The sequence below is a fragment of the Sporosarcina sp. FSL K6-1522 genome (assembly GCF_038622445.1).
Taxonomy (GTDB): Bacteria; Bacillota; Bacilli; order Bacillales_A; family Planococcaceae; genus Sporosarcina.
Map to the genome: position 1 here is coordinate 57,400 of NZ_CP152019.1, position 19,719 is coordinate 77,118.

The following is a 19,719-nucleotide window of genomic DNA, read 5'->3' on the forward strand; positions in this document are numbered from 1 at the left end:
TAACCTTATCAGCATTTAACGAGCCTTTTGACCTTGATAAAATGAGGTTTCTTAATCTTTTAATTAAAAAAGAGTTATTGGCCATAAATAATAGGCCAATAACTCTTTTTTATTCAATCACTTAATCGTTAACGCATCCAATTGATGTCCAAATAACCGTTGCGCATCTTTGATTTTCGTTTTCGAAATGGCAAGCAAGACAACCGTCGACGGGCCCGCCGTCTTCACTGCATCCAACGGCGTTTCGACAACAATCTCTACATCGCCTGTCATTTTGCGTACTTCCTTCAAAATCCCACTCGAGCCAACTGGCCATATCCGACTAACAACGCCCTGATCCAATGCTTGTCGAATAAGTCGAAGTGAAGCGACTTGCTCTGCAAAATCCAGCACTTCCTGCCCAACGAGCGGTGCACCATACGTAAACCATGTAAGCCCGTCAACAGCTGAACACTGTTGGCGTTTACCAATCATCGTGACCGCCATCGCCGACTGCATCAGCTCCATATTCGTTTCCGTACTGCCACTAATCGGCGGAACTTTAAGCCCCGCCTCTTGAAATAAATCCGTCACACCCGCCACATATTTTTCCCAGCTGGCGCTGCCGCTAAAGTTGTGAATCAAAATCGTCGTCGGCTCCGCACATGCTGCCCATTGCTCCAACAATGCGACACGCGCCGCGTAATGAGCAGTCAAACGATCTGGCACTGCCACGCTGTCCGCAGGCTTTTCACCGATGCTACCCGAATTATCTGTTGTGACCACAAAATCATCACCAATCATAATGGCATTCCTCAACGGAGTGCCCCCATTCGACCTTTCGCTACTTGCTGCAATGCTGGTATGACAACCGCTGCCACCGCCGAATTCAATAACGTCGCGACCAAAATCGACGGCAAGATGCCTACAAAAAATGCCGGCGACACAAGGAAATAAAACGGCAGAGGTGCCAACAAACCGTTCGCGAGAATAAAGAACCCCCACTTCATGAGCGTGTAGCCTGCTTTATGCAAGTACGAAAAGATCACAACAATTGCAAACATTTCAAGCGCAACTAACACATGAAACGGCCCCATAGGAAATCCCGCATACATCGCTGAAGCCACATGACCTAGCGTTGCTGCGATGCCCGAAAATAACGGTGGTAAAAAAGCTACGGATAACAGCGCAGGTACCGTATCGAGCGCCAATGAACCCATTGCAGAGGGAATTTTAATCATCCCACCAATCACACACATCGCTGCGAACAACGCAGTCAGTGTCAACCGTTGCAACTTCATGCGATTAGTCCTCCTTTTTCTTATCCGTCCTAAACACTTTCGCACTTCTCACATACTCATTATCCGGCACATTGACCCGAGCATTGGCAATACGAGCCGCCACGAATAAATAGTCCGATAGACGATTCAAATACTTTTGCACCGTTGCAGGTACATCTTCTTCTGCCTTCATCAATGTCACTGTCTGACGTTCTGCACGTCTGGCAATCGTCCGCGCAATATGCAACGTGGCAGCAGCTGGTGAGCCACCCGGTAAGATGAAACGCTCAAGCTCGGGCGCCTCCTCCATCAACTCATCAATGCGTTGTTCTAACACTTCAATCGGCTCTTCGGACAATTTGTAATGGCGTTCTTTCATGACATTCGCCAAGTCGCCACCGCCATCGAATAATTCGTTTTGAATCGTTTCCAAGTCCGTTAGCAAATCGGCAAAAATCGTCGCATCCAACTCCGTCATTGCCTTGCCGATAAATGAATTCAGCTCATCTGTCGTGCCGTATGCTTCCACACGTAAACTATCTTTATCGACACGTCCACCTATTAAACTTGTTTTCCCTTTATCCCCTGTACGTGTATAAATTTTCATCTTCAATCTCCCCTTTTCTTTAGTATTTGTGCAAGTCCATACCAAATCCGTGTCACTTCATCCGCTTCCGCCATCAACCGCTGATAGAGCCGTCCACACGCATCACGCAACTGGCGCTGCTGTGCGTCAATCGGGACAATTCCTCGGCCGATATCTGTCAAAATCACAATGACATCGCGCACCTCAATCGCCTTCATGATAGACTCAACAGCCTCAGCCTCCGGCAATTCTGTTTCTGCCAGCCATTTTTCCAGTCCTGCAATCACAATGGGCTGAGTTGTGGGCAAGTTCTGCGGGGGACACTCCCCTTCAAACCACACACACTCTTTATCCACTAACATCGTTCTTACATAGTCCCTTTTGCCGTTATGGGCACCGCCGATATAGATGCGCACGTTTTTCCCTCCTTGAACGCTTTTTCACTCGACCATTCAAGGCGATAACCTGTACCATGCGGAATGTCCCATGACCAAAACGCACGCGCAACAGGTGAAAAGGCCGTTAAAATAGCGCGTATGGGGCCGCCATGTGTCACCACAACGGCATCGTTCGACAACTCACTAAACGCAGGCAACACACGTGCTTCCAACGCTACCAAACTTTCACCACCCCTTGGTGCTATTCCGTAAGGGTCGTCAATCCACGCACGATAGTCCTTATCCTCTTCAAGGTCGGCATACGTTTTTCCTTCAAAATCACCGAAATGACATTCACGCCAACGACAATCCACCTCATACACCGCCTGTGGACAATACAATGCGGCGCTCTGCCTCACACGTAGTAAATCGCTCCCGACAACATGCGTTGGCTCAAAAGGCAATCCACTATCCCATGCTTCCAACGGCAAAATGGGTTCGTCTGTCCAACCGATATATTTGCGTGCTACATTTCCAGCCGTCGGCAAATGACGCATCACATAGATAACAAAGCTACGAGCCATAACAATGCCTCCATTCCTTCGATGAACGCACCACATAAATCGCCGCTAACGCCACCAAAATGCTTTAGCGACCATTTGCGAAATAACACAACGCCTACAAACAATACGACTGCCCATGCTACTGGGATACTTATACTATTCATCACGAATCCGACAATGAACATGGCCAACACACTACCAATCACGGAACAACCTATCACCACATTGCCTGCCATTTTCTCTTTAAAGAAATGAGCAATGCCTTTGTCTTTCGCCAGTGGAACCGTAGTGAAATAAACATTCAAAGCGGCGCGCGCTAACAATGGGATTGCGATGAATAACGCGACATTTCCCATTCCACGCAGTAACAGTTCATTGAACAAGGCGATTTTCACAATGACCAGCAGCACAAGTGCCATCGCTCCAAACGCGCCCAGACGCGGATCATCTAAAATTTCCAATCGTTTCTCGCGGTCCCGATAGGAAAAAAATGCATCGCCCGTATCCGCCCAGCCATCCAAATGCAGACCACCTGTTAACACAATGCCTGCCAATAGAATGAGAACCGCCGTCAGCAATGTCCCCATGTGCAATTCCTGAAACAACACAAAGGACACTGTATACATGACAAGCCCGATGGCAGCGCCAACAACGGGAAGCGCCACATACATAGCCGTCACGTCTTTACGCTCCAACGGCAATTCTTTTTTTATAGGAATCGATGTGAAAAACTGCAACGCTAACAACAAACCGTTCACATTATTCCTCCTGCCCCGACAGGATTTCTTTCAGCAGCGGCCAATTGACATTGCTCTTCACATGCGCCGCCCACTCACCATAGATATCGACACCTTGTGGCGCGCGCATAACAGGTCGATCCGCGTCTTCCTCTTCAATGCCATGATCGACTTTGTAAGGAATCACACCTGCGACAGGAATGCCTGTATAGGATTCAATAAATTCGATGCCTTCTTGAAATAACGCGACATCTCCGTGAAATTTATTGATGATAATAGCCTTCACACGCGCTCGGTGTGCAGGTGAAAGCAGTTGCAGTGTACCGACAATCGACGCAATCGCACCGCCGCGGTCAATATCGGCTACCAATAGGACGGGTACATCCGCAATATCCGCAACGCGCATATTGACGATTTCTCGATCATTGAGATTCACTTCTGCTGGACTACCTGCGCCTTCAATAATGACAGTGTCATAAGTCTCCGCCAGTTTGGCAAGTGATGTTTCAATCGCTTCAATAGCACGATGAAAAAATTGCTTGCGATAAGCCATGCCTGCTACGGGACCAAACTTTTCACCAAAGAATAACACTTCTGATTTCATACCTGCCACCGGCTTCAGTAAAATCGGATTCATAGCAATCGATGGTGTTGTTCTAGCCGCCAATGCTTGGATAAATTGCGCCCGGCTCATTTCTTCTCCATTCGCCGTTGTTGCAGAAAAGCCCGACATGTTTTGGGATTTAAAAGGCGTTACCCGTACCCCTTCATCGGCCAATAAACGGCATAACGCTGTGCAAATCATCGTCTTTCCTGAATCGGATGCCGTTCCGACTACCATTAATCCGTTCATGTCTCTCCTCCTCATCGTTCATTTTTCCAAACTGTTGCCATCCCGTAATCCATTTCAATCGCCGTGTCTGCTGTTACGACAAGTTGTTGATGAATCTGTCCAATCCATGAACGATATATTTCCGTTTCCTCATCATGTAATGGCAATTCATCGAGCACTTCATTGGACACGATAACAAGATGTGTGACCTTTTGACGCATCGTGTCAATCGTTCCATATAGCTGCTCTACTTTTTGCGCCATGCAGCCGGGTTGCTGAATGCAAGGCGTCCCTACTTCCCAACCGGCATACAACTCATTGGCAAGCCATGTCGTTAAGCAATCCCATAACACATAATCGTCTTGCTGAATCGACGACAATACGGCTTCTAGCTGCGTCGGCTGTTCAAGCGTTGTCCAGTTGTCATCCGCACGGTCATGCCGATGCTTGTCAATACGCGCCTGCATTTCTAAATCCGTTGCTGTACCGGAAGCAATGTAGACAAGCCGACTCCCATTTTCCTGTGCCTCGCCAACAAGAATGCGTTCCGCATAAGCACTTTTCCCACTGCGAACGCCGCCGCATATGAACGTTAATTTTCCGCGAACCATCGTGTCAACTCTTCCCTTAGTGCAATCATTTCATCTTCACTTTTCATACCAACTCGTAACCAACGCCCATCCATACCACGGAAATTTTCAGAATGACGAAGGACAATACCGCGTGCCAATAAATCCCGGTATAACTGCCCAGTCGCTTGCACTGTCCCAAGCTTAAATGTGAGGAAGTTCGCAACCGAATCCGTTACCGTACAGCCGTGTTCCTGAAGAAATGCCGTCATCTTGCCCCTTTCAACCGTTGCATGCTGAATCGCCTGTTGGCGGAATGCCTCTTGCTGCAAACAAACCGCCCCTACTCGAGCCGCCATCCCGTTAACATTCCAATGAGGTGCGAGCGCTTTAACCCCCGCAATGATGGTCGGATGTGCCACCACATAACCCAAGCGGATGCCTGGAATAGCGTACATTTTCGTCATCGAACGAACGATGATGACATGAGGAAATTCTTTTATTTCTGCAATAAACGATCGCGACTCGTCAACAAAATCGATAAATGCTTCATCCAACACGACCTCGCAGCCCACTTGCGCACCATGACGAATAATCGTCCGGAGTACTTCCCGTTCCGGTAGCATGCCCGTTGGATTATTTGGCGTACATAAGTACAACACGGCCGACGACTCCATCGCTTGATAAATGTCCGCAAGTGGCAACGTAAAGCCCTCCGCTTCCGAAGCCACTACCCGCACAATCTCCACCTGCTTTGCCAGCAAGGTCGCCTCATATTCGGAAAACGTAGGGTGAACAACCACAGCCCGTTTCCCACGATAGCGCTCCGCTACAAGCGCCAACAATTCGGCTGCCCCGTTTCCGGCAACAATAAACGAAGACGGCACACTATGAAAATCTGCCACAGCAGATAAAAACGGTTCGCCATCAGGATCGGGATAAGACGCTAATTCCGCCACTAAACGAGGCCACATCTCCAACACAGCCTGCGGTGGACCCGCTGGATTGACATTCTCACTGACATCCAATATACGTTCCGGCACATCCATACCCAGTTTTGCATAGACCTGATGCGGATTCGCACCGTGCTCAGGCAATTGCATAGACAAACACTCCAATCACGGTCATCGTCAACCAAAACACCAATGCGACCGTATGCATTTGCGTCAATGTCGATTTAATATGTAAGGCAGTCAATGGAACAATGGCCGGACCAATTTCAGGTCGTTTCGACACAACACCTCGATACGTGCTCTGTCCCCCTAATTTCACACCCAATTGCCAAGCCGTCGCCGCCTCCAAAAAGCCACTGTTCGGACTGGCATGGCGTCTAGCATCTCTACTCCAACCCGAAAATCGTTTCCAGAAGCTCAGCTGGCCTTCATTTGGCGTATAAAAAATCATCAGCAACCCCGTAATACGCGCGGGAATGAAATTCAATACATCATCCGTACGTGCGGAAAACTTGCCAAACTGCTCGTAGCGCTCATCTTTATAGCCAATCATCGAATCGAGTGTGTTTACCGCTTTATACATCCATAAGCCAGGTGCCCCGAAAAGAAACGCCCAAAACAACGGTGATGTAATGCCATCTGCCGTATTTTCCGATACCGTTTCAATCGCCCCACGCGCAATGTCACCTTCCTGTAACTTATCAGTATCACGCCCAACAATCCATGACAGCTTCGTACGCGCTTCCTGTAAATCCCCCATCGCGAGTGGCTCGTAAACCGCGAGCGCCGCATCTCGTAAACTTTTTTGCGCTAGCCCAATCGCAATGAGCATCGCCTCGACGAGCACGCCGACAAAAAGATGGAGCTGATAGGCCAATGCGACAAGTGTAAATACAATGCTAAACACAATGCCCACAACGCCGATAAGCATCAACGCCCCTTTTCCGGTGCGGAACCGGCCTTTATTCAACACTGCAGTACCTTTCGTAATGAGCGTCCCTATCCAACGAATCGGATGCGGCCATGTCGGCGGATCACCAACAATCCGATCGAGCATAAAACCAATCGCAATGGCGATAAAATGTGCAGGGATCATGTCGTCCATCCTTTCACTTTTTTATACGCTTGAATCGCCCGAACTGTACATTCATAGACCCCATGCCCAATCAATTTACCAAGCGGCGTAATCGGCCCTGCATAAGGTAAAAATTCGCCTTGCTGTGTAGCGGCTACGAGCAAACTATCCGTTGAAGTACCCGTTGCAATCGTGCCTGTGAGCGGATCCGTAATCGACTCCGCCTGCAATGCTTTCGCTTTCGCTTCCGTCGCTGTTATCATCGCTTGCACAAACGCGGCATCCGGCAAAGTACCGTTGACGATGACCCATGTATTAATCGTGCCAATACGTTGCTCACGATCACGCGTAAGCGCTTGTGACACATCCACCGCATTGCCAATTCCCGCAGTGACCGCAATGATGATGGTACCAAAATCACCTTGGTATGTTTCAATCTCCACATATTCCGTCCAAACGGCCGTCATCATACCTACTGTATCGTTCGCATGAAACCCTTGCGCTTCCAAATAAGTCACCAGTTCCGCCTCGACATCATCGACATTGTAGTCTGCATCCACATGGCGATTGACAAACATACGGTACCACCCCATCCCCGCATTATGGACAGCTGATGACATCGTTTTCAATGGGTTTTGTGTGCGCAAAGCCACATAGTCCTTCGACACACTGAAATCGCTACTTGTCACTTCAAACGCTTCGATTTCTCCCTTTGTATCTGGAAGAAGCGTCAGTTGTGGCTTCGGTAATTCAGGATGCGCTTGCGTCTTGACCCGTGCCGCGTATACTTTTTGAACGATGGCTTCTTTCACCACATCCTGCGGCTCGCCAATTGCGGCAATCTGCCCTTGATCCATCAGCAATAGTCGGTCGCAATACAATGACGCTAAGTTAATATCATGGAAAACCGACACAACCGTTAATCCCTTCTCCACTGCCTGTTTGCGAATCGTATCGAGCAACTGTTGCTGATGCGCGATGTCCAAGTGATTCGTCGGTTCATCTAACAATAAAATCGGGGCTTCCTGCGCCAAGGCTTGTGCCACGAAAACGCGTTGTTGCTCGCCTCCCGACAACAATTCAATCGGCGTATCCTTGTAACGCGTAATCGCTGTATGCGCCATTGCTTCCGTCACCGCGCGTTCATCTTCAGCCGACCAAGATGAAAAAAGACCGGATTGATGCGGATACCTACCAAGTGACACCGTTTCATAGACGGAGTGGGAAAAGGCATGTGCATGTAGCTGAGGCAATACCGCTACTTTTCGCGCAAAAGCTTTTTGGCTATAGGCAGACGCATCTTGTCCGTCAATGACAACGGAACCGGCTTGCCTTGGTAAAATTCCCGAAATTAATTTCAACAACGTGGATTTCCCACTGCCATTCGGCCCGAGAATACCAAGCACTTCGCCTTTATGGACTTTGAATGTGACAGCTTTAACGATCGGTTCCTTACCGTATCCGCCCGTTATCTGTTCAACTTGTAGCACATCACATCGCCCCTTTCCTTCGTTGTTTATAGAAAATCAATGCAAAGACCGGCGCACCGATAAACGCCGTAATGACACCAACCGGCAGCTCCGTTGGCGCAATAATCGTCCGTGCGATCAAATCACAAATAATGAGCAATGATGCACCATTTAAAAAGGATAATGTCAGTAAATGACGGTGATCCGCCCCCCATAGAAGGCGTGTCATATGAGGCACAACAAGACCAACAAAACCAATCGTACCTGACACCGCAACCGCTGAGCCTGTCAAAATCGACCCACCGATTAAAATCATCCATTTTCGCCTTTTTACGTTGACACCTAAATGATGTGCACGCTCTTCGCCAAACAGCATCGCATTTAACTCACGACGGCTCAGCCACAACATTATGGAGCCGATGACAACAAACGGTAAAATCATCGTAATATAATTCCAACCACGCATCGACACACTGCCAAGCAGCCAGCCGATGATTTGTCGTAATTCCTCACCTGTTAAGGCAATCATCAACGACAACACCGAACCTAAAAACGAACCGAAAATAATCCCCGTCAAAATAATCGTTTCCATTTTTAACGCACGGTCAACAAGGCGGGCAAAACCGAGCACGAGAAACATCGTCAATGCCGCGCCGATCATACTAAATAGAGGAAGCGTATAAATACCAAACATCGGAATGGAAATACTAAAAAAGAGCGTCATCACAGCACCAACTGAGGCGCCGGATGACACTCCGAGGGTGTATGGATCAGCCAGCGGATTTTTGAGCAGTCCTTGAAAAGCTGCTCCCGCAATCGCCAGCGACGCACCGACAAGGCCGGCAAGGATAACACGCGGCATTCGAATCTTCCATAGAATATTCGTCGCCGTCGCATCCGTTCCTGCATTCCATAACGTACTAATCGGTATTTGCACAGACCCGATGGATACACCGAGCCATACCGCTACAACGAGCGTAGTGGCAGACACGATGTAGGCAACGCTTGTTTTACTCACTAAAAACCTCTGGGTACACCGCTTTTGCGATAGCTTCCAATCCTTCTGCTAAGCGTGGACCTGTACGGCTTGTGATATCCTCTTGCACTTGGACAACATTTTTGTCTTTAATCGCTGTGATGGAGTCGAAACCATCGCGCGCATATACGTCTTCCACTGCTGTTTCGATATAGTCATACATGACCACAATGACATCTGGATTGCGTTTCACAATTTCTTCTGAAGCCATGACAAACCAGTTTTCTTGGTCAGCGGAAATGTTTTCTGCACCTATCATCCCAAGCATTTGATCCATAAATGTGTTTTTACCTGGCGTATAAATATCTGGCGCTGGCGATGTTTCCACGAAAACCGTCTTTGGGTTTTCAACAGCTGCCGTCTTTTGTAGTACTTCTTCAACTTTAGCTTTCATGTCTGCGACAATCTTATCTGCTTCTTCCTTTTTACCTGTCGCTTGACCCATTGTTTCAATCGTTGTGTATGTTTCGTCAAAATCCGTTGCATTTTTCACAACGAACACAGGAATACCTGCATCACGAATTTGCTGAAGTCCCGCTTCGCCTACACCTAGTCCTGATTCATGTGCGAAGACCATTTCTGGGTTCATCGACACAATTTTTTCAACGTCGAACTCCTGACCACCGATTTTTTCTTTTTCAAGTGCTTCTGCAGGATAGTTATCGTAATCATTCACACCGACAATTTCCGAATTCAATCCAAGTGCAAACAATATTTCTGTGTTACTTGGTGTCATCGATACAATCGTCTCTGGTGCTTTTTCGATGGTAATATCATTGCCAACTGCATCTGTTAATGTCAGTGGGAATGCTGCTTGTTCAACCTCTTTCGGCGTTACGTCTTCTTTCGGTGTTGCATCTGCTTGTGGCTTTTCGTCTGTTGAAGTCGTTCCACATGCAGCAAGTAAAAACACCGCAAGAATAGACATGAGCCCTAGTTGCCATATCTTCTTCATGTTATTTCCCTCCTATTTGATTCCAAATAAAAATCCCCCGTATGGCTAACGGAGGAGGATGTTCAGTCAAAATAGACGCCATGTAGCGCATATTTTACCAACCCAGTCCTCGCAGGTTAACGGATGATTCATAAAGGCAGGTCTCCTGGCTCGTGTTCATAGCTGATCGCGTCTTCCCAGAATGTTTTCCAGTGACGGATTGCGACTTGCTCACACTTACAGTGGCGGGACCGCGTTGGATTTGAACCGACTTCCCTTTTAACCTCACCTTTGATGGTGAGGTACCTTTACGTTTGGCTATGTAATTTGTTCACATCTTTCAGTATACTATAATTATTTTTTCTGTCGAGGGGTGGCGAATAATACAAATTCTCATATGTTTTGGGCTACGACCAATGTCGATGTCATTCTAAGTTTCATATAAATCGAACTAAATAATCTTATCAATAACACTCGGCGCTTACGGCTTCGGCTACCGCTTGTAAGGCGCCTTCGCTGGAGATTAGATGATAATCATAAGTTCAACTTATATAGACAAAGAGAAAACCACCCAACGCCGTAGGAAGCAAAAGGGTGGTCCGCACAAAAAATAAATTTTTGACAACCACCATTCTTACGGTAATGGTTGGAAAGAGAGAGGCGTGACAGCGCTTCTCTCTTTTTAATATATAACCATTATCAATTACGTCTAGGCGTAATTGCGTCCAGATTTTTTTCAAGATCGGGGCCTACAGGAAGTAGGTCATGCAGGCGTTGCCAATCGAACTGCAAAGGGTTTGATTGGCCGTGTTTCTGCGCTTTTTGCAGAAATTAAGGCACCTGTCTTTGGACGTAGCGACCTTAGCCTTCGTACCTCTATCGTTTAGCGGGCATTTGAACACCCACTGGACAGAAAAACAAAACCGCATTCATCTCGCCACCTATCGAGATAGGAGTTTTCTGTAGCCGACGCTTCGCTTTCAGTACAAAAAGATTTGCTGAGTGAAGATAAATGAATTTATACATTAATTGAATATATAGGAGTCAATTACATTCTTTCCGGGGCCGAAACGCCGACGAGTTTCAAGGCGTTGGCAATGGTCGTGCGTGTTGCCGTAATAAGCGCTAAGCGAGCTTCCGACAATTCGCGGTTTGTTGGATCCAATACTTTTTCTGCGTTGTAGAAGCTGTGGAACGTTGCAGCTAACTCTTGGATATAGTTGGTGATACGGTGTGGTGCGCGCAAACGTGCCGCATCGCTAACCAATTTCGGGAAGTCCCCAATTTTCTTCAACAGTTCCAATTCTTTTTCTGCTTGTAGTAAAGAAACGTTATCCACAGACGCAGCAAGTCCTGACTCGTCAGCCTGGCGCAAAATCGAAGAAATTCGTGCGTGTGCATATTGCGCATAATACACGGGGTTTTCATTGGACTGGGAAATCGCAAGGTCCAGGTCGAAGTCCATTTGCGAGTCGCCTGAACGCATCGCGAAGAAGTAACGCACTGCATCAAGACCCACATCTTCCACCAGTTCACGCAACGTGACAGCTTTCCCCGTACGCTTACTCATTTTAAATTTCTCGCCGTCTTTGTACAATTGCACCATTTGCGCCACATGTACTTCAAGTGTATCGCGGTCATTACCAAGTGCTTCAATTGCAGCTTTCATACGCGGAATATAGCCGTGGTGATCCGCTCCCCAAATATTAATAAGCTTATCAAAGCCACGGAATAATTTGTCTTCATGGTAAGCAATATCCGGTGTTAAATACGTATATGATCCGTCGTTTTTAATGAGCACGCGGTCTTTATCGTCCCCGAATGTTGTCGAACGGAACCATGTTGCGCCATCTTCTTCAAAAACGTGGCCGTTTGCACGTAGTTTGTCGAGTGCAACGTCGATTTTACCGTTTTTATAAAGAGACGTTTCTGAGAACCACACATCAAATGCTACACGGAAATCCGCAAGGTCTTTCTTCAGTTTTGCCAATTCGTATTCAAGGCCATACTCGCGGAAAAAGTCAAAACGCTCTTCTTCCGAAACATGCACATATTTATCTCCATATTCGTCCACAAGGCCTTGTGCAAGCGTGATAATGTCTTGTCCACGGTATCCGTCCTCTGGCATTTCTTTGTCCAACCCAAGCGCTTCAAAATAACGTGCTTCGATGGAGTACGCGAGGTTATTAATTTGGTTACCTGCGTCGTTAATGTAATATTCACGTGCAACGTCATAGCCTGCAAAATCCAGCACATTGCAGAGGGAATCGCCTAGTGACGCACCGCGCGCATGCCCTAAGTGCAAATCACCAGTTGGATTCGCAGAGACGAATTCGACTTGAATTTTCTCATTAGCACCCGCATTCGAACGTCCGTAGTCTACGCCTTGTTCAAGCACCGTCTTGACGACGTCGCCTAAATAATCGTTTTTCAATTTAATGTTCATAAATCCTGGACCTGCAATGTCAATCGCTTCAATCGCTGTCGATGATGTGTCCAATTTCTCAAGTATCGCTTCTGCAATTGCACGCGGTGGCTTTTTCGCCAATTTCGTTAACTGCATTGCGATGTTCGTTGCATAGTCACCATTGTCTTTGTTTTTCGGTGTTTCAAGTAAAATATCTGGGATGGCTGTTTCTTCTACAAGACCTGTTTCAATCACTGCTTGACGCAATGCCGATTTTACTTCATGTTGAATTTTCTCTACCGCGTTCATTGTGTTCCCTCCGTATATGTAATCGTCAGTTTGTACATGCCCAGGAGTGCCCCTTCTGCATGTAAATCGTAGTTCACTGTAAATTGTCCAGCAGCGCCTTCCTTTTCTTCCGAAAACGCTAGTGCATTTGTTTTCACCAGTAAATTGAAAGAGGCTGGGCCGTTGCCGTATGTGCCTGCTCGCTCCCCATTCTCCCTAAAAGGTAGACGCATATTCACTGCGCCCCGCCGCATAATAAATCCATCTGTAGCGTCCAATTTAACGGTCGTTTGGATACGTTGCCCATTTTGCTGTTCTTCGTATTTCAAATAAGACTTGCCCGCTTTGTTGATCAGCAATCCTGTCGCCATCAACTCATGCGTCTCCTCATCTTGCTCCGGATGCCGGATTGACGAATGGAGCCGGATCTTCACAGCGCGCTCGCTATCCCGTGTTTCCATACGTTCACCGCCTTTTTCCATGTTCAACAGGATCAGTAACCCGACTCTGCGTATATCTTCTCATTATATCCTGTTTTCCTTGTCAATTTCAATCTATCTGTGGATTCTACTGGACACTAGATAGCCATTTACATGTTTTTATGCGTTGCCCGTTTAATCTGTTTCCATGCGTCGCATACTACTTGTAACGATATGGACAGGACGGGATCGTATGCAACGAACAGTATATGTAAAAAAGAAAAAAAGACGCTCGGCAATCCGGCGTGTCATATTGCTTGTTGTCACACTGTTAACCGCAGCGTTGACGATGTTTGGAGCGCTCCGCCTGTACGCTCAAGTGACAGGTGCGCCGTCTTTAAGCGTGCCGAAAGCTTCCGTTTTTCTCGATAAAAATGGTAAGCAGATTGGTGATCGCTTTTCAGCGGAGCGACGATATTGGGTGGACCTCGACGACATGTCTCCATTTCTAAAAGATGCAGTCGTCGCAACGGAAGACAAAAACTTTTATAGCCATAACGGTTTTGATTATAGGCGAATTGCTGGTGCCCTATTAAAAGATATAAAATCAGGGCGCAAAGTAGAGGGTGCTAGTACGATTACGATGCAATATGCGAAAAATTTATATTTAACGTTTGAAAAAACGTGGACACGAAAAATCACTGAAGCCTTGTACGCGTATCGAATGGAAATTTTTTACGACAAAGATACTATTTTGGAAGGCTATATGAATACCGTCTACTTTGGGCATGGCATGTATGGGGTTGAAGCAGCAAGCAAATTTTATTTCGGCAAATCGGCGAAAGATCTAACGTTGGAGGAATCTGCTGTCATCGTGGCAATTGCAAAAGGGCCTTCGATTTATTCGCCCGTTGATAATCCCGAGAATTCAAAAGAACGGAAACAGCTTGTCCTCTCCTTGATGGAAGCGCAAGGCTATATTACTGCACGCCAAGAGGAACGCGCGAACAATGAACAAATCGTATTAAAAGCACGCGAATGGGCCGATTCAAAACGTGTCGCTCCTTATTTTTTGGATGAAGTATGGCGCGAAGCCGAAACAATCCTTGCCAAAAAAGGACGCTACCCAGCTGAAGGTGGTTGGACAATTCGAACGACGTTGGACCCACATCACCAGCAAACAGCGGAGGAGCTCGTTGCGAAATGGATCCCTAAAAGCGGGTTACAAGTCGGTTTTATGTCTATGGAGCCCGAAACAGGCGCCATTACCTCGCTCATCGGCGGGACCAACTATAACGAAAGCACGTTCAATCGGGCGACGCAGGCGAAACGCCAACCCGGCTCTGCCATCAAACCGATTTTGTACGCCGCCGCGCTGGAAGATGGATTCAATCCATTAACGTTCCTATCGACCGAAAAAACCATTTTCACCTATGATGAAGGACGTTCAACGTATGAACCAAGTAACGTCAACGGCAAATTTGCGGGGCATCCGATTTCGCTCGCCCAAGCCATCGCCATTTCCGACAACATCTTCGCAGTGAAGACACTAGAAGATGTTGGCTATCAAAAATTCAACAAAATGGCACAACGTCTCGGCATCGACGTTACATTCAAAGAATCCCCCGCCGTTGCACTCGGCACGTCAGATGTGACGCTGTCGGATATGACGGGTGCCTATAACCGAGTCGCATCAGGTGGTAAAGATATTCAACCGATGACCATCTTGTCAATCAGCGATGCAGAAGGGAAAACGGTGTATGAACATCCAAAACAAAGCAAAAAGCACCTGCTAACAGAACAGGATGCATTTGTACTGACACATTTGATGACGGGCATGTTTGATCCCGTATTCAACGATTACACAAACGCCACAGGATTGTCGATGCGTCCAAAACAAACAAGACCGTATGCCGCCAAATCAGGCACGACGATTTCAGACCAATACCTCATCGGCTTCAGCCCCTCACTGACAGCAGGCATTTGGACTGGATTCGATGTCGGCGAGAAGCTGACTGATGAACAAGACAAAGCCGCTTCAAAGAAAATATGGATTGAATTTATGGAACAGGTACACCAAGGTAAAACAGCTGAAGCCTTTATTCCCCCTAAAGGCGTCAATGGCGTCATCATCGACGTCGAAACCGGCGGCATCGCTGTCAACGAATGTGGCAAGCAACGACTCGTCTATGTAAAGGAGAAGGATATGCCGCAAAAGCTCTGTACAGATAAGACTTTGCGAGAAGAGCGAACGTCCGACAAGGACAATGGCGATGGTTTTGAATTATTCCCGTTTTCGTTTTTTGAATGATGATGTAGTTGTGGAGATGGGTGTTCTGATTATGCGCGGTTCGACACTAGTTATGCGCGCTTCATTGAACGCCTCCTATCCCCCTTAAATCAAAAAAGCTTTCCACTCTCGAATGACTTCGGGAGTGGAAAGCTTTTTTACCGTTCAAGGCGTCCTATCGGATCATGTATCATGCTTGGGTTTGTCTGATACACGACTTTTCAAGGCCGCGCGATTCCGGTTGTCCTAGCTTACAATTAGCAAGCTGTATTTTTAGTGTACTTCCTTTTATGCCGACATTCAACCTTGTAATCGCAAGGTTGCTGAAAATGTCACATATTGTTCATATTTAGAGCGAACCCACTTGTAAATCCTCGTGTAATTTGGATTCACTTCGATCCCACATTTCCTGATTATGACTCGAAAGGAAATCAGTGAGAATTTGTTTTGATTTATCATCCATATCCGTTACCATAATATGACGTTTCATCGACTTATCCATACGGTTGACATGGTCAGCTAACACTTTATAACCTCGACGTTTTTCACGATTAACGACCATTTCACAAGCCGTCACACCCGCATAATAAGGGCCATCTTCTTTGAAATCAATCGTTACCCACACAAGCCAGTACGGTTTGCCGCCTTCGGAATCTTCACGATTAAGCGTAAATTTAATGCCCCGCTCTGTAGCGCTTCGTGCATGCATCGCCCCAATTTCAATCGCTGCCGTTCCTTCTTCGATATCGATAATGACCGGCGATACGTTTTCTAATGATAAGGATCCGATGCCAAACCCTTTATGGCCATCTGTCGGATCGTTTTTTATAATGGTAAAGCCCATTTTCTTCTTCGGTTTTTGCTCATTTTCCATTCGTTTACCCCTCCAACTCTGGTAGTATATACACTATACCGAATAATCATCGAAAGGGGGAAATGGAATGCCTTATGTAACTGTAAAAATGTTGGAAGGTCGTACCGAGGAACAAAAGCGTGCACTCTGCGAAAAAGTAACAGAAGCTGTCGCGGAAACAACAGGTGCACCTACTGAAAACATCGTTGTCTTCATCGAAGAAATGTCAAAAGGTCACTATGCTGTCGCTGGTAAACGTTTTAGTGATCAATAAGAAAAGCGCTAGAGTCTGGACAATAATTAACTAGCAAAAAAGGTTGTCCCATGAAGGAACTTCTCCTTCTAATGGGACAACCTTTTCTTATTGTCTAGGCTCCGGGCACATCTAAACAAGCGCCCTACGCTTTTCTTATTGAACAGAAATTCGTTGCAATTCAGCGATAAAATCAAACGCGTTCGTCATTTCCTCTTCGGTGAAATTAAGTTTATTTTTCACAATACGGACTTTAGCAATTTGCGCTTCCTTGTCGAGCTCATCAAAATATAGCAAGGTCGAAACAAGTTCGAGAAATCTTGAGCTTTTGTCGTTCATCAACTCAATGCACACTGCAAGATTGTCGTGAGGGCTGTCCGCCATTTCAAGAAAGCTTGTCCCTTCTTCCGTCACATTGTAGCGATATTGAACGTATGAGCCTTTATCTACGCACTGTTCCGCGAGAAAACCCATCTCACACAACTCTTCCACGCGCAACGTCAATTCCTCCGAATATGGACCGTACATATGGAGCTCGTACTTTTCCGCAAACGGGAAATGAATCTTCTTCGCGATATAAACCATTTTCTGCAACTTTTTTCTACCCTTCACCTCATCAGCCAGTGCGATGAATTGAACGATTTTGGCATGCTCCTGCAACAAGCGGGCCACCCCTTCCTACCCTTTCAATATATGTAAAATCCGTGCATACAGCGGATTTTGCGTTTTACCTTTCTCCAACAAGTCTTCCGGAAAATAGATTTTATGATCTGTTCGTCTTTTCCCCGAAATCGCATCCACAATATCCGACGAACGCGACAACTCACTCAATTCGCCATTCGGCATTTGTAAATAGATGGGCAGACGTTCATTTTCCTCACCTGGCCTATAAAAATCATAAGGCAAGTCCGAAGACGAATCCGTGACCAAGTAATAATGGGGATCAATTCCCGCATCCTTAAACAATTGTTCCAACTCACCGATCTTGCGATACTCCATTGCCGGGTCGAATTCTGCATACTGGAACAATTTCCGGTTAATAAACCGATAACAAAGGTCCGACAAAATCGCGTCGTCTTCCTTCATCCAAACCTGAAAGTACGTCAATAAAATACTTTCATCCAACGCTATATAATCCTCTAAAACGAACGTCCTGTCAAAGAATGAGCGAAAATGAGATGGCTCTTGTTTAAAAATATAACCCGTTTCATGCAAGTGTTTAGCACGGTGCAAAATCTTCATCAAAATCACTTCCGCACTGCGCGAAACCGGGTGGAAATAGACTTGCCAATACATTTGGTAGCGACTCATAATATAGTCTTCTACCGCATGCATACCGCTCGATTTAATGACGGCCTGCTCCTCAGTCGGGCGCATGACACGCAAAATGCGTTCCATATCGAAATGGCCATATGACACCCCTGTAAAATAGGCGTCACGCTGTAAATAATCCATGCGATCCGCGTCAATTTGACTGGAAATCAGGCTGACCACTAATTTATCGGGGTACGTTTTTTCAATGACATCCGCCACTTTTTGCGGAAAATCTGGCGACACCCGCTGCAAGACCTCATGCACTTCTGTATCCCCTAGCAAAATACTTTGCGTAAACTGTTCATGATCAAGATTAAAAACCTTTTCAAACGCATGCGAAAAAGGACCGTGCCCTAAATCATGTAAAAGTGCTGCGCACAGCGTCACGAGCCGTTCATCGTTGTTCCATTCCGGCATGTCACTAAAACCATCGTCAATAATGCGACGAACGATTTCATAGACACCAAGGGAATGATGGAACCGGCTATGCTCCGCTCCATGAAAAACGAGATACGTTGTGCCGAGCTGTTTAATACGGCGAAGACGCTGAAATTCACGCGTGCCAATAACATCCCAAATCACTTTATCACGCACGTGGATATAGCGGTGCACCGGGTCTTTAAACACTTTTTCTTCAACGAGTTTTTCATCTTTATATTCCATACGTGCACCTCCGTTTCCTTAGTATAATCAATCTGTCGAACCGTATAAAGATGTAAAAGAACTAGAATCCTTAATAAGCAGTTGAATAAATTAATAACTTGCTGTCCATACTGACCGTAGAAAGAGACTATGAACATATGGCAGGAGGTACGGAAATGGTGAAAGTTAGACAGGATGCTTGGATTGAAGAAAACGATATTTTATTGGCAGAGACGGTGTTGCGACATGTCCGTGAAGGGAGCACGCAGTTAAGTGCTTTTGAGGAAGTGGGTGACGCGCTCAACCGAACGGCCGCCGCTTGTGGCTTTAGGTGGAACGCTGTTGTAAGACGCGAATACGAACAAGAACTAACCGATGCAAAAAAAGAGCGGAAGCAAGCAATCCGTGTCCTTGGAAAAGATTTTAAACGCCGTGGACAACAGTTATACACCCCTTCACAGGGAGATGAGGAAGATCAAAAGATATCCGTTCCACTATCGGCACTTTCTCTCGACACAGTCATTGCGTATCTTGTCCGCATGCATCACACCGGACTAGGAGATAACGAGTCTCTCCGCTGGCGTCAAACCGCCAAAGTAGCCAATGAAAAGGCCGAGATGCTTGAAAAGGAAATTCAAAAGCTCCAGCAGGAAAATAATACACTGCGTGCCGACTACGAACAATTCGTTCAAATTATGAATCGCGCACGTCGTCTTGTCACATTAGAAGATGAAACCGATCGCACAGCACCGGTTTTCAAAATGGAGCAAAACGGCAATCTCGTGTCCAAAGAACCACCGATGAGTCATTAATCGGTGGTTTTTCTTTGTGTCTGGGCTCCTAGAATCCAAACGGCGCCTTGC

21 protein-coding genes and 1 riboswitch are annotated in these 19,719 nt (G+C 46.6%); of the genes, 3 read left to right on the forward strand and 18 right to left on the reverse strand.

The window, feature by feature from the left end; translation table 11 throughout:
• Positions 1–117: 117 nt before the first annotated feature.
• The 15 genes from MKY34_RS00315 to MKY34_RS00385 all read right to left on the reverse strand — a co-directional run bounded on the left by MKY34_RS00315 (position 118) and on the right by MKY34_RS00385 (position 13,546).
• The gene (locus MKY34_RS00315) at positions 118–798 is read right to left on the reverse strand and encodes a hypothetical protein (protein WP_342513267.1); all 681 of its coding nucleotides are present in this window, start codon (positions 796–798) and stop codon (positions 118–120) included.
• On the reverse strand, positions 795–1,280 hold the full coding sequence (locus MKY34_RS00320) for an ECF transporter S component (protein WP_342513268.1): 486 nt from the start codon (positions 1,278–1,280) through the stop codon (positions 795–797). Before MKY34_RS00320 ends, MKY34_RS00315 begins: the two co-directional genes overlap by 4 nt.
• A gap of 4 nt (positions 1,281–1,284) precedes the next feature.
• Positions 1,285–1,866, reverse strand: a complete 582-nt coding sequence (locus MKY34_RS00325; protein WP_342513269.1) for a cob(I)yrinic acid a,c-diamide adenosyltransferase — start codon at positions 1,864–1,866, stop codon at positions 1,285–1,287.
• Between the two features lie 2 nt (positions 1,867–1,868).
• Entirely contained in the window at positions 1,869–2,261 is a 393-nt protein-coding gene (locus MKY34_RS00330) for a bifunctional adenosylcobinamide kinase/adenosylcobinamide-phosphate guanylyltransferase (RefSeq protein ID WP_342513270.1), read from the reverse strand.
• On the reverse strand, positions 2,213–2,806 hold the full coding sequence (locus tag MKY34_RS00335; RefSeq protein ID WP_342513271.1) for a histidine phosphatase family protein: 594 nt from the start codon (positions 2,804–2,806) through the stop codon (positions 2,213–2,215). Before MKY34_RS00335 ends, MKY34_RS00330 begins: the two co-directional genes overlap by 49 nt.
• Complete coding sequence (cobS, locus tag MKY34_RS00340; RefSeq protein ID WP_342513272.1) at positions 2,779–3,543, reverse strand: adenosylcobinamide-GDP ribazoletransferase; 765 nt, start codon at positions 3,541–3,543, stop codon at positions 2,779–2,781. Before cobS ends, MKY34_RS00335 begins: the two co-directional genes overlap by 28 nt.
• A gap of 1 nt (position 3,544) precedes the next feature.
• A complete protein-coding gene (locus tag MKY34_RS00345) occupies positions 3,545–4,375 on the reverse strand; it encodes a cobyric acid synthase (protein WP_342513273.1) in 831 nt (276 codons plus the stop codon).
• A gap of 11 nt (positions 4,376–4,386) precedes the next feature.
• The gene (locus MKY34_RS00350; RefSeq protein ID WP_342513274.1) at positions 4,387–4,965 is read right to left on the reverse strand and encodes a bifunctional adenosylcobinamide kinase/adenosylcobinamide-phosphate guanylyltransferase; all 579 of its coding nucleotides are present in this window, start codon (positions 4,963–4,965) and stop codon (positions 4,387–4,389) included.
• Entirely contained in the window at positions 4,947–6,026 is a 1,080-nt protein-coding gene (locus MKY34_RS00355) for a threonine-phosphate decarboxylase (RefSeq protein WP_342513275.1), read from the reverse strand. Before MKY34_RS00355 ends, MKY34_RS00350 begins: the two co-directional genes overlap by 19 nt.
• Positions 6,013–6,969, reverse strand: a complete 957-nt coding sequence (gene cbiB, locus MKY34_RS00360) for an adenosylcobinamide-phosphate synthase CbiB (protein ID WP_342515338.1) — start codon at positions 6,967–6,969, stop codon at positions 6,013–6,015. Before cbiB ends, MKY34_RS00355 begins: the two co-directional genes overlap by 14 nt.
• Entirely contained in the window at positions 6,969–8,441 is a 1,473-nt protein-coding gene (locus MKY34_RS00365; protein WP_342513276.1) for an adenosylcobinamide amidohydrolase, read from the reverse strand. Before MKY34_RS00365 ends, cbiB begins: the two co-directional genes overlap by 1 nt.
• A 1-nt stretch (position 8,442) precedes the next feature.
• Entirely contained in the window at positions 8,443–9,438 is a 996-nt protein-coding gene (locus tag MKY34_RS00370; RefSeq protein ID WP_342513277.1) for an iron ABC transporter permease, read from the reverse strand.
• Positions 9,431–10,411, reverse strand: coding sequence for an ABC transporter substrate-binding protein (locus MKY34_RS00375; protein ID WP_342513278.1), 981 nt, complete (start codon positions 10,409–10,411; stop codon positions 9,431–9,433). The genes MKY34_RS00370 and MKY34_RS00375 overlap by 8 nt, the downstream gene beginning before the upstream one ends.
• 117 nt (positions 10,412–10,528) lie before the next feature.
• A riboswitch (cobalamin riboswitch) is annotated at positions 10,529–10,715 on the reverse strand.
• A 723-nt stretch (positions 10,716–11,438) separates the two neighbouring features.
• The gene (gene argS, locus MKY34_RS00380) at positions 11,439–13,106 is read right to left on the reverse strand and encodes an arginine--tRNA ligase (RefSeq protein WP_342513279.1); all 1,668 of its coding nucleotides are present in this window, start codon (positions 13,104–13,106) and stop codon (positions 11,439–11,441) included.
• Entirely contained in the window at positions 13,103–13,546 is a 444-nt protein-coding gene (locus MKY34_RS00385) for a DUF1934 domain-containing protein (protein WP_342513280.1), read from the reverse strand. Before MKY34_RS00385 ends, argS begins: the two co-directional genes overlap by 4 nt.
• Positions 13,547–13,757: 211 nt before the next feature.
• Between MKY34_RS00385 and MKY34_RS00390 the strand changes: the two genes are divergently transcribed.
• Positions 13,758–15,815 carry a PBP1A family penicillin-binding protein gene (locus MKY34_RS00390; RefSeq protein ID WP_342513281.1) on the forward strand — a complete coding sequence of 686 codons (2,058 nt, stop codon included), beginning with the start codon at positions 13,758–13,760 and terminating at the stop codon, positions 15,813–15,815.
• 328 nt (positions 15,816–16,143) lie between these two features.
• Here MKY34_RS00390 and MKY34_RS00395 read toward each other — a convergent pair whose 3' ends face one another.
• A complete protein-coding gene (locus MKY34_RS00395; RefSeq protein WP_342513282.1) occupies positions 16,144–16,668 on the reverse strand; it encodes a YwhD family protein in 525 nt (174 codons plus the stop codon).
• Positions 16,669–16,735: 67 nt separating this feature from the next.
• On the opposite strand from MKY34_RS00395, the gene MKY34_RS00400 reads away from it, so the two are divergent.
• A complete protein-coding gene (locus MKY34_RS00400) occupies positions 16,736–16,921 on the forward strand; it encodes a 2-hydroxymuconate tautomerase (RefSeq protein WP_342513283.1) in 186 nt (61 codons plus the stop codon).
• A gap of 135 nt (positions 16,922–17,056) precedes the next feature.
• On the opposite strand, the gene MKY34_RS00405 is transcribed toward MKY34_RS00400, so the two are convergent.
• Both MKY34_RS00405 and MKY34_RS00410 read right to left on the reverse strand, forming a co-directional pair.
• Entirely contained in the window at positions 17,057–17,563 is a 507-nt protein-coding gene (locus tag MKY34_RS00405) for a YwgA family protein (RefSeq protein ID WP_342513284.1), read from the reverse strand.
• Between the two features lie 15 nt (positions 17,564–17,578).
• Positions 17,579–18,877 (reverse strand): HD domain-containing protein, encoded by a 1,299-nt coding sequence (locus tag MKY34_RS00410; RefSeq protein WP_342513285.1) that lies wholly within the window; start codon positions 18,875–18,877, stop codon positions 17,579–17,581.
• A 155-nt stretch (positions 18,878–19,032) separates the two neighbouring features.
• Here MKY34_RS00410 and MKY34_RS00415 point away from each other — a divergent pair, with 155 nt between their 5' ends.
• A complete protein-coding gene (locus MKY34_RS00415; protein WP_342513286.1) occupies positions 19,033–19,668 on the forward strand; it encodes an RsfA family transcriptional regulator in 636 nt (211 codons plus the stop codon).
• The last annotated feature ends 51 nt before the right edge of the window (positions 19,669–19,719 follow it).